This window comes from Pyramidobacter piscolens W5455, assembly GCF_000177335.1.
GTDB classification, from domain to species: Bacteria; Synergistota; Synergistia; order Synergistales; family Dethiosulfovibrionaceae; genus Pyramidobacter; species Pyramidobacter piscolens.
The window spans coordinates 1-9951 of sequence record NZ_ADFP01000017.1; the positions used below are offsets into that span (position 1 = coordinate 1).

The window sequence follows — 9951 nt, forward strand, 5'->3', positions numbered from 1 at the left end:
CCGCCGCCTCCGCCCCGTCGCGATTGGCGCCCCGCGCCGCCTCCGCTGCGCTGGCATGATTCGGGATATGGCTGCCCGCCGCCTCCACGGCGCTGGCGTCATCATCGCGATCGAGACGACTTTCTTTTCCTGTTCCCGTTCCTCTTCGCCATCGCCGCCGGCAGCGACTAGCAGCTACAGAACCGTATAACGTCAAGCCCCCGGATCGTTCCATCGATCCGGGGGCTTGACGTTTCTTGCCCGTCCTGGAAACGCGCGCTCGGTTGGGGCGGTCGAAGCGGGCTCATACGTGATACGGGAGCGTGCGGAGGAACGTGTCGAGATGCCGTTCGAAGCGGGCGATCATTTTCGCCCGCCCGCTGCCGGGCGATTTGTGGAGGATGAGGAAGCATTCGCGGTCCGGGGGCTTTTCGGCAAAGGCGTGGATCTCGATTTCCCGATTGTCTCGATAGGCCGCGACGACGGATTCCGGACACATGGCCCATGTCCCCGGCGCCAGGTAATTCAGCATCGCCGCCGGCGTGTCGACGTGGACGACGGGATGGGTCGACGGATTCCACCAGTAATCGTGCCACTGCTGGACGGCGGGGCTCCAGGCGAGATAAATCTCGTCCTGCTTGCGAAGCTGCTGCGGATGAACGGCGCGTTCTTTCCAAGGGCTGCCGGGACGGCAGATCATGGAAATGGGTTCGCGCAGGACGGAGCGGGTGACGATGTTGGCGTAACGGGCGTCGCGAAAGACGAAGCCGACGTCGGCTTCCTTGTTGTCGACGAGGTCGTATATCTCCAGCGACTGCTGGGTGCGCAGGCGCGGAAAATAGCCGAGCTCCGGCAGCCGCTTCAAGAAAGGTCCCAGCACAAAATTGACCAAACTGTCCGGACTGGCGATGACCAGCGACTGATCCGGCTCCGTGTCCTTTAAGCGGAGGATTTCCTGATAGCTGTTTTCCCATTTTTCCGCCAGTTCGAGAAAGCGCATGCCCTGTTCCGTGATTTCGACGCGGCGGATTCCCTTCTGCCGTTCGATCAGTATGATGCCCAGCTCCTGTTCGAGGCGCAAAAGTCTCTGGCTGATGGCGGACTGGGAGAGCATCAGCGCCTGCGACGCCTGAGTGATGCTGCGGCTGCTGATGATGGCGCGGAAAAGCTCGATGTCGAAAGAGTCCATTCTCCTGCCTCCCCAGGGAATAAATAGTAATTTTGTTGATGTTAAACATTAAAATTATTCGTTGGACACTGTAATTAGCCAATGATACCATGTAAAAAAATGAAAAGAAACATGGGGATCATATAGAGAAGGAGGAATTGACCGTGTCTTTGAGTTTGAACCGGGAGATTTCCGCGATCGTTCCGTCGGCTTCGATGGTGACCATGGCCAAGGCGAAAAAGCTGAAAGCCGTGGATGCGGAGATCGTGGACCTGGCCGGAGGCGAACCTGACTTCGACACGCCCAGGAAGATCTGCGACGAGCTGTTCCGTCAGATCAACGCCGGCTACACTCACTACACCGTGGGCAACGGCCTGCCGGAGCTGCGCGAAAAGATCGCCGCCAAGCTCCGCGCCGAGAACGGCTGCGCCGGCTATGACGCCGACAGCGTGATCGTCACGCCGGGCGGCAAGTACGCCATTTACATCGCCGTGCGCGCGGTGGTGAATCCCGGCGACGAGGTCATGTACCTGACGCCGGGCTGGGTGTCGTACCCGGCCATCGCGCAGGCGGCCGGGGGCGTTTCCGTGGCGGTTCCCCTCGATCCCGACGGGGGCTACCGCATCACCGAAGAGGCTCTGGAAGCGAAGGTGACGAGCAAAACGCGCCTGCTCATCGTCAACTATCCCAACAACCCCACCGGCCGGGTGCTGACGCGTCCCGAAGCGGAAATCCTGCGCGGCTTCATGCTCCGTCACCCCGACGTCGTGCTGCTGTCCGACGAGATGTACGAGAAAATCCTCTACGACGGGAACGAGAACATCAGCCCGGCCTCCTGCGCCGACATTGCGCCGCGCGTCGTCACGGTCAACGGCTTTTCCAAATGCGTCGCCATGACGGGGTGGCGTATCGGCTACCTGGCGGCCTCTCCCGAGATCGTCAGAGTGGCGGGCAAACTGTTTCAGCACACGATCTCCTGCACGAGCGGCTTCATCCAGAAAGCCGCGGCGATGGCCTTCGAATGCGGCGAAGAGATCGAAGCGATGCGCCGCACATATCAGGAGCGCCGCGACTTTTTCGTCGGCGGTCTGAACGCCGTTCCCGGCGTGCACTGCGAGCTGCCCGAGGGGGCTTTTTATGCCTGGACGAAATTCGATCTCCCCGGCATGGATTCGAACCAGGGCGGCGAGTATATCCTGAACAACGCCAAGGTGGTGGGCGTGCCCGGCGTTTCTTATGGAGAAGAAAAGGGTTGCTGGATGCGTTTTTCCTTTGCGACCGACGACGCGCAGCTGCGCCGTGCCGTGGAAAACATCGCGAGAATGATGAAAGGGCTGAAAAAATAACATGAGCGCTATTGGCTGTCGGATTCGTACCGATTTTCCCCGTCCGCCCCGTGAACTGGTGGAACTGTTTCGCGGCGTTCCGGTGGCGAACATCGACGATTGCATGAACCGCATGGCCGCCATCGACGCGGCGATCCGTCCGCTGAACGCGGCGCCGCTGCTGGGCACGGCTTTTACGGTCAAGGTCGCCGAAGGCGACAACCTGATGTTCCACAAGGCCATGGACATGGCCCAGCCCGGTGACGTGTTCATGATCGACGCCGGCGGCTGCACGGAACGCTCGATTTTCGGCGAGCTGATGCTGACGTACTGCAAAGTCCGCGGCGTGGCCGGCGTGGTCGTGGACGGCGCGGTGCGCGACGCCGGCGCCATCGCCGGGATGGATCTGCCCGTTTACGCGCGCGGCGTTACGCCCAACGGGCCGTACAAGAACGGCCCCGGCGAGATCAACTATCCCATTTCCCTGGGCGGCGTGATCGTCAACCCCGGCGATATCGTGGTGGGCGACGCCGACAGCGTGCTGGTGATCCGCCCCGGCGAGGCCGGGGATCTCGCCAAAGCCGCCCGTGCGGTGGTCGAGAAGGAAGCGTCGATCATGGCGGGCATTCTCAAGGGCGAATACCCGCGTCCCTGGGTGGACGCCAAGCTCAGGGAGCTGGGCTGCGCGGTCGAATAACTCTTTGCCGTAAAAAGAAATCGTCGCATCCGGATGAACGAAACGGTTTTATCGCAGATTGCAGAAGGAGGGTTACTATGAGCTTTTGGTCCAAGATGTCCATGTCACGCAAGATCGTCGTCATGATGTGCGTCGGTATCGCCGCCGGCGTTTACTGGGGACCTGCCGTGACGGCGGTCAAGCCCGTCGGCGACCTGTTCCTGCGCCTGCTCAAGATGCTGATCGTGCCGCTGGTGTTCTTCACCCTGGTCGCCGGCGTGACCAGCATGGAGAGCCCCGACAGCCTGAAAAAGATCGGCGGTTTCATCGTCGCCTTTTACCTTTTGTCCTCTCTCGTCTTTGCCGCCGTGGGCACCGCCGTGGCGCTTGCGCTGCGCCCCGGCAGGGGAGCGGAGGGCGTGCTCGGTTCCGTGGTCAAGGAAGTGACGGTCGGCACGTATTCGGCGATCGACACGATCCTCAACTGGATCCCCGAGAATCCCGTGGCGTCTATGGCCAACATGAACATGATCCAGGTGATTTTCTTCGCGCTGATCACGGGCGTGGCGCTGCTGCACCTGAAAGACAGGGTCCCCGTGGCGATCGCCTTCTTCCGCAACATGGCCGACGTGATGATCAAGATCACCGAATTCGTCATGGGCTTCGCCCCCTACGGCATCGGCGCGCTGGTCGCCTGCGTGGCGGGCACGATCGGCGGCAAGATGATGACGGCGATCGCCAAGTTCTTCGTCGCCGATTACGCGGCGGTCCTGGTGGGCATGTTCGTCGTCTATCCGCTGGCGCTGAAGATCTGGAACGTCCCCGCTTTGCGTTTCTTCAAGCACGTGGCTCCGGCCATGCTCGTGGCCGCCACGACGACCTCCAGCGCCGCGACGCTGCCGATGGAGATGAACATCGCCGAGGAAAAACTCGGGCTCGACGAAAGCGTTTACGGATTTTCGCTGCCGCTGGGCAACACGATGAACATGAACGGCATGGCCGCCGCTTTCGGCGTGATCGCCGTCTTCGCCTTCGACATCTTCGGCGTGGAGATCACGCCGCTCCGTCTCGTGCAGACCGTTCTGCTGGGGCTCATGCTGGCGGTCGGCGCCGCCGGCGTCAAGGGCGCGGGGATCGTCATGTCCGCCGTGTTCTTCGAGTCGCTGGGGCTGCCGCTTGGCCTCGTTCCCATCCTGGCGGCGATCTGGCCCGTGATCGACATTCCCCATACGACCGGCAACGTCACCGGCGACATGGTCGGCACGATGGCGGCCTGTGCCAAATTCGGCAAGGTGGACTGGAACGTTTTCAACGCCGACACGTAAAAAACGCCCGGCCGCGCCTTTAGATCTCCGAAAATTCTCTCCGACTGAAAAAGCTCCCCGCCGGACGGCGGCACCTTCGTGCCCTGTCCGGCGGGGAGCTTTTTTCATTCCTGGGGAAGAGCCGTTTTTTCGGATTTTGCCCCCGGGACGCGATCGCGCAGCCATTGTTCGAGCGCGGCGTCTTCGCTTTTCATGACCTCGACGAGCATTTGCCCGAGGGCGCTGATGAACTTGGCGGGACGGGCGCTGCGCGGCGTGACGAGCTCGACGGTAAGCCGGTTTTTGTCCCGGAGCGGGAAGACGCGCAGGCGTCCTTCCGATTTTTCGCGGCGTTTTTGTTCCTTCAGGCGGTGCAGCTGGCCACGGGAGCAGATGGTCGCGCAGCCGCACTGTCGGCAGAGGTCGAGCATGATGTCGAAGTTGCTCACCTCGACGTGCAGATTCGGCTTGAGGCCGCTTTTCTGCCAGAGCTCGCGCACGAGCAGCGTCGTCGTGCTCATGTCGTTGCCCTGAACGAAGGGAACGTCGGCGAACGGCGCCAGGTCGGCGCGGCGGCGGAGTCCCGCCGCCGCGGACCCGTCGTGATCGGGAAAAATGCGTCGAAGCTGCGGTTCGGGAACGACGAGGTAGAGCGATTCTTCGGCGATCGGCGCGAACCGGAACAGCGGGCTGTGTTCGGCGCCGACGCCGACGAACAGGTCGAGCTTGCCCTCGACCGTCATCCTCTGCAGGTCGCGGGTGTCGCGAAGCGTGATCTTCACGTCGACGCGGGGAAAACGGCGCTGGAATTCGGGCATGATCCGGGGAATGAAGATGCGCCCGCGCGTAAGGGGAATGCCGAGGCGGACGGTGCCGCGCATGCCCGCGCTGACGTCTTCCATCTCGAGCGCCATGTTCTCTTCCAGCTGAGCGATCCGGCTCAGGTAATCCAAGAGCGTCTGGCCTTCGCGCGTCAGCTCGAGCCGGGGACGGCGATGGAAAAGTTTCACGCCGTGCCGCTCTTCGAGCCGCCGGATGTGGTCGCTCAGGCACTGCGGCGTGACGAAGGCCCTTTTGGCGGCGCGGGAAAAATTCAGCTCCTGAGCCGCCAGCAAAAACATTTCCTGTCCTGTGGTCATGACCTTTCTTCCTTTCCCGCGGATGTTCCACGTGGAACATCCGCTTTCGGTTAACGTGCGGCGGAGCTTTGCTCGGCACGCTCCGCGCGTTTTTTTACGATGCTACCAGAACGGTCGGATGATGGCAAGTTTTTACTTGTGATAAACAGTGTTAAATATTGTTTTTCTTTTAAAGAAGATCGTTCTATAATCGAAACAAACGGAGCAGGCGCCTTCGCGCGTTTGCGAAACAAAAAGGGGGAGCGCAGATGGGACAGTGGAAAGGACGCGACGCGGACAATCCTCAGGAAGCCTATTGGGTGGGGCTGATGAATTCCTGCGGCTATCGCGTCAAGGATCTGCACAAGCCGGTGATCGGCATCGTCAATTCGTACACTGACGTCAACCCGGGGCATCGGCCGCTGAAAGAGCTTGCGAATTTCGTCAAAGAAGGCATCTGGGCCGCGGGCGGCGTCCCCGCCGAGTTCAACGTGCCGGCGCCCTGTGACGGCATGGCTCAGGGGGAGGGCATGCACTACATCCTGCCGCAGCGCGATCTGATCGCCGGCAGCGCCGAGGCGATGGTGAACGCCCACGGCTTCGACGGCCTCGTTTTCATGTGCAGCTGCGACAAGATCGTGCCCGGCATGCTCATGGCCGCCGCCTCGCTGAACAAGCCCACGCTGTTTCTGACCTGCGGCAGCATGATGCCGTGGGAGACGCAGGAGCGCGCCTTCGTCACCCCCGACCTGAAGGAGTCCATCGGCGAACGCGCCGTCGGGGCGATCAGCGAGGAAACGTTCACCGAGTACCGCGAGAAGATCTGCCATTCCTGCGGCACGTGCAGCATGTACGGCACGGCCAACACCATGGGCGTCTTCGCCGAAGCGATCGGCGTCTGCCCGATCGACAGCACCACGATGCTGTTCTGCTCGTCGGGCAAGTACAAACAGGCCCGCGACGTGGGGGAGCGCATCGTCGAACTGACCCGGGAAGGCGTGCGCTTCCGCGACGTCGTCAGCGAAGGCAGCCTGAAAAACGGCCTGCGCCACATCGCCGCCACCGGTGGTTCCACGAACGCCCAGCTGCACGTCTGCGCGCTGGCCAAAGTGATGGGCATCAAGCTGGACATCGGCGACTTCGACGCGATTCAGAGAGACGTGCCCTGCATCGCCAAGTTCAAGCCCTCGTCGAAGTACAACATCTACGACTATTACAAAGCCGGCGGCGTCGGCGCCACGCTCAAGGCCATCGAACGCCACCTCGACCGCGCGGCGAAAATGGCCATGGGCGGCACCATGGGCGATCTGCTCGGCCGTTTCAGCCGCGCGGTCGATCCCGCGGTCATCCACAGCGAAAGCGATCCGCTCTATCCCGACGGCTGTTTCGCCGTGCTTTACGGCAACATCGCCCCCGGCGGCTGCATCGTCAAGAAGAGCGGCGTCGATCCGGAGATGTTTCATCACCGCGGCCCCGCCGTGTGCTTCGAGTCCGAGGAGGATCTGCGCCGCTGCATGATCGACAAGAGCGTCAAGCCCGGCTGCGTGCTGGTGATCAAATACGAAGGCCCCAAGGGCGGCCCCGGCATGCGCGAAATGTCCATTCCCGCCGCCATGCTCGTCGGCATGGGACTGCACAAAAGCTGCGCGATGATCACCGACGGGCGTTATTCCGGCGCCACCCGCGGCCCCTGCATCGGCCACATCACGCCCGAAGCCTGGGACGGCGGCCCCATCGCCGCGGTCCGGGACGGCGACATGATCGAGATCGACATCGAGCGGCGCAGTATCCATCTCGAAGTCAGCGACGAAGAGATCGCCCGCCGCCTCGAAAACGTCAAAAAGCCCGACCATCCCGCCAAAGGCGTGCTGGCCGCTTACCGCTCTATGGTTGAAAGCGTCAGCGAAGGTTGTTCCTGGTTATATCACCAAGGCGCAAAATAAATTTTATGAAAAAGAGGCGGTCATGAACATGAACCTGCTCCTGATTCCCGCGTTTGTTCTTCTCTTTGCTTTCCTTGCGTATAAGCGTTGGAGTCCTCTCCTTCTGGGGCCCACAGTTTCTCTTCTGTTTTGCCTTGCCATGGGAATGCCTGTACTTCAGACGATGATGGGGCCTTACATGGATTCTGTGGTCGGCTTTATTAAGAGCAACTTCTTCGTGTTCTTCCTCGGAGCTATTTTTGGTGCCATCTATGAAATGACTCACGCGGCAGCTTCCATCGCCCTATGGATGAGCCGCATGACTCGTGGCAAATATGTTCTGCCCCTGATCATGACTATTGCCGGAGTTCTCTGTTATGGGGGCGTGCTTGGTTTCGTGGTTTATTTCGCTGCGTATCCGATTGCCCTTCAACTTTGTAAGGAATCCAATACGAGTCGCAAGCTGATTCCCGCTGCTATTGGCGCGGGCTGCTGGACCTTTGCCAATTCTCTCCCTGGTGCCCCGGCTATTACAAACATCTTGGCTGCTAAAAACCTGGGTACCCCTGCCACTGCGGATCTGTTGGCCGGGATCCTATTCGGCGGGGTGATGATGTATGTGCTGAATTTTGTCTATCTTGAGTACATGGCTCGTCGCTATAACCATAATGGCGAAGGTTTTGAAATGGATGATATAGTAATCCGCGAGCTTAACGAGAAGCCTGATGAGAAATACCCTCCCGTGCTGCTGGCCTTTGTTCCCATGATCACTATTTTAGTGCTCTATAATGCGATTCACTTGCCTGTCGAGTACGCTCTTCTTGCAGGAGTGCTGTCAGCTTTCGTTCTTTTATTCCCTTATGGAGGCAGCTTGAAGGATTGGCTCAGCACCTTTAACAAAGGGGCAGGCAACACCTGTACGGTTATTCTGAACGTGTCGCTGGTGGTAGGTTTCGCTGGTGTTATGAAGAATTCTACCTTGTTCCCTCAGCTGGTAAGCTGGATCGGCTCTGTTAACATGTCTGGTTTAACCTTCGTGGCTGTTACCACTGCTACCTGCGCTGCCGCTTCGGCCTCTTCTTCTGGAGGCATGGGGGTTGCCATGTCTACTTTCGCTCAGACATACATCAACATGGGGGTCAATCTGGAAGCTGCTCACCGCGTAGCTACCATTGCTGCTTCTACGCTCGATACGTTACCTCATACCGGCGGACAGATTACCCTTCTGGGGCTCTGTCATCAAACTCATAAAGACTCATTCTCTCATATCTTTGTTACGCAGGCCATTATCCCTATTATCTGCCTGGTAGCCCTGCTTGTCTGGCACAGCATTATGGGCTAAAAGTTTTTCTGAATTCGGAGGAATTCGTTATGTCCAAACTCCTTGAAGGCGCTTACGATCTGCATGTTCATGCGGCTCCTGATGTGGTTCGACGCAAGATGGACGACATGGAACTTGCTAAATCCTATGCCGAAGCCGGTATGAAGGGTTTCTTGATTAAAGCTCACTACTTTAATACGGAAGGGCGTGCCTACCATGTACGCAAAGCCTTTCCCGGCCTGAAAGTCCTGGGATCGCTGGTATTGAATAATTCCATGGGGGGACTTAACCCCTATGCTGTACGTCAGGGAGGAATGCTGGGAACGAAATTTCTGTTCATGCCCACCATGGATGCTCAGAACATGTGGGACTATCTGGCAAAAAGCAAGGCCGAAATTCCTTTTGGAGCCAGTTCCAAGAGTGCGTCCGAAGTGAAGGGACTCCGTGTTTGCGAAAACGGCGTTTTGGCGGAACCTATCGATGAGATTCTAGATTTGATCCTGCAGTATAACATGGTGCTCTGCACCGGTCATATTGCGCCTGCGGAGTCACTGTCTCTCGTGAAGAGAGCCCGTGAAAAAGGACTGAAGCGCATTGTCGCCACTCATGTGGAATGGCCTGCTACGCGATTCACACGAGACCAGCAGACAGAAATGATCCGCATGGGCGCCCTTCTGGAGCATAACGTGGCCAACATCATGAGCGGCGACCTGCCTGTATCGGAGCTTGTGGCTCAGATTAAAGAACTGGGAGCAGAGCATATGTTGCTTTCTACAGACCTCGGACAGGCCGTTAACCCTGCGCCGGTGCCTATGTTTGAAAAGTATGTCCAAGAACTGTTGAGCGCCGGTGTGAGCAAAGACGAAATTCATTGTATGATCGTGGAGAATCCCGCGCATCTGGCAGAATAGATCCTGTTTAGACTGATTCTTGATGGAACAGTTTGACGGCAAGTGGTCAACGCCTTGAGGAAGCTCAATCGCTCAGGACTATTTCGACTGCTGTGCAGCGCGCTTTGTGAATTTCCCCCGCAGCGCCCTTGCGTTCGGCTTTTTAATTAAGAAATAACATTAATTGAGAAATAGTATGAGCGCGAAGGGTGTCCCATAAAAATTTCCCCAAAGACAGACCAACCTGT

General features: G+C 58.9%; 8 protein-coding genes. 6 read left to right on the top strand and 2 right to left on the bottom strand.

Annotated elements, in window-relative coordinates:
- Positions 1–283: 283 nt before the first annotated feature.
- Positions 284–1168, bottom strand: a complete 885-nt coding sequence (locus HMPREF7215_RS01350; RefSeq protein ID WP_009163775.1) for a LysR family transcriptional regulator — start codon at positions 1166–1168, stop codon at positions 284–286.
- A gap of 143 nt (positions 1169–1311) precedes the next feature.
- Between HMPREF7215_RS01350 and HMPREF7215_RS01355 the strand changes: the two genes are divergently transcribed.
- From HMPREF7215_RS01355 to HMPREF7215_RS01365, 3 genes are all read left to right on the top strand, one after another.
- Entirely contained in the window at positions 1312–2493 is a 1182-nt protein-coding gene (locus tag HMPREF7215_RS01355) for a pyridoxal phosphate-dependent aminotransferase (RefSeq protein ID WP_009163776.1), read from the top strand.
- 1 nt (position 2494) lies between these two features.
- Positions 2495–3169 carry an RraA family protein gene (locus tag HMPREF7215_RS01360; RefSeq protein ID WP_009163777.1) on the top strand — a complete coding sequence of 225 codons (675 nt, stop codon included), beginning with the start codon at positions 2495–2497 and terminating at the stop codon, positions 3167–3169.
- Between the two features lie 77 nt (positions 3170–3246).
- Positions 3247–4473 (top strand): dicarboxylate/amino acid:cation symporter, encoded by a 1227-nt coding sequence (locus HMPREF7215_RS01365; protein WP_009163778.1) that lies wholly within the window; start codon positions 3247–3249, stop codon positions 4471–4473.
- Between the two features lie 104 nt (positions 4474–4577).
- Here HMPREF7215_RS01365 and HMPREF7215_RS01370 read toward each other — a convergent pair whose 3' ends face one another.
- Complete coding sequence (locus HMPREF7215_RS01370) at positions 4578–5591, bottom strand: LysR family transcriptional regulator (protein WP_009163779.1); 1014 nt, start codon at positions 5589–5591, stop codon at positions 4578–4580.
- 248 nt (positions 5592–5839) lie between these two features.
- On the opposite strand from HMPREF7215_RS01370, the gene ilvD reads away from it, so the two are divergent.
- Genes ilvD through HMPREF7215_RS01385 form a run of 3 tightly spaced genes read left to right on the top strand, consistent with a single transcriptional unit; the run spans position 5840 to position 9724 of the window.
- Complete coding sequence (ilvD, locus tag HMPREF7215_RS01375; RefSeq protein WP_009163781.1) at positions 5840–7513, top strand: dihydroxy-acid dehydratase; 1674 nt, start codon at positions 5840–5842, stop codon at positions 7511–7513.
- A 28-nt stretch (positions 7514–7541) separates the two neighbouring features.
- A complete protein-coding gene (locus HMPREF7215_RS01380; RefSeq protein ID WP_009163782.1) occupies positions 7542–8834 on the top strand; it encodes a GntP family permease in 1293 nt (430 codons plus the stop codon).
- A gap of 29 nt (positions 8835–8863) precedes the next feature.
- Complete coding sequence (locus tag HMPREF7215_RS01385) at positions 8864–9724, top strand: DUF6282 family protein (RefSeq protein ID WP_009163783.1); 861 nt, start codon at positions 8864–8866, stop codon at positions 9722–9724.
- Positions 9725–9951 lie beyond the last annotated feature (227 nt).

Excerpts from the sequence above, each read along its gene's own strand:
- HMPREF7215_RS01350 (WP_009163775.1), bottom strand. The coding sequence starts at position 1,168 with ATGGACTCTTTCGACATCGAGCTTTTCCGCGCCATCATCAGCAGCCGC.
- HMPREF7215_RS01360 (WP_009163777.1), top strand. The coding sequence starts at position 2,495 with ATGAGCGCTATTGGCTGTCGGATTCGTACCGATTTTCCCCGTCCGCCC.
- HMPREF7215_RS01365 (WP_009163778.1), top strand. The coding sequence starts at position 3,247 with ATGAGCTTTTGGTCCAAGATGTCCATGTCACGCAAGATCGTCGTCATG.
- HMPREF7215_RS01370 (WP_009163779.1), bottom strand. The coding sequence starts at position 5,591 with ATGACCACAGGACAGGAAATGTTTTTGCTGGCGGCTCAGGAGCTGAAT.
- ilvD (WP_009163781.1), top strand. The coding sequence starts at position 5,840 with ATGGGACAGTGGAAAGGACGCGACGCGGACAATCCTCAGGAAGCCTAT.
- HMPREF7215_RS01380 (WP_009163782.1), top strand. The coding sequence starts at position 7,542 with ATGAACCTGCTCCTGATTCCCGCGTTTGTTCTTCTCTTTGCTTTCCTT.
- HMPREF7215_RS01385 (WP_009163783.1), top strand. The coding sequence starts at position 8,864 with ATGTCCAAACTCCTTGAAGGCGCTTACGATCTGCATGTTCATGCGGCT.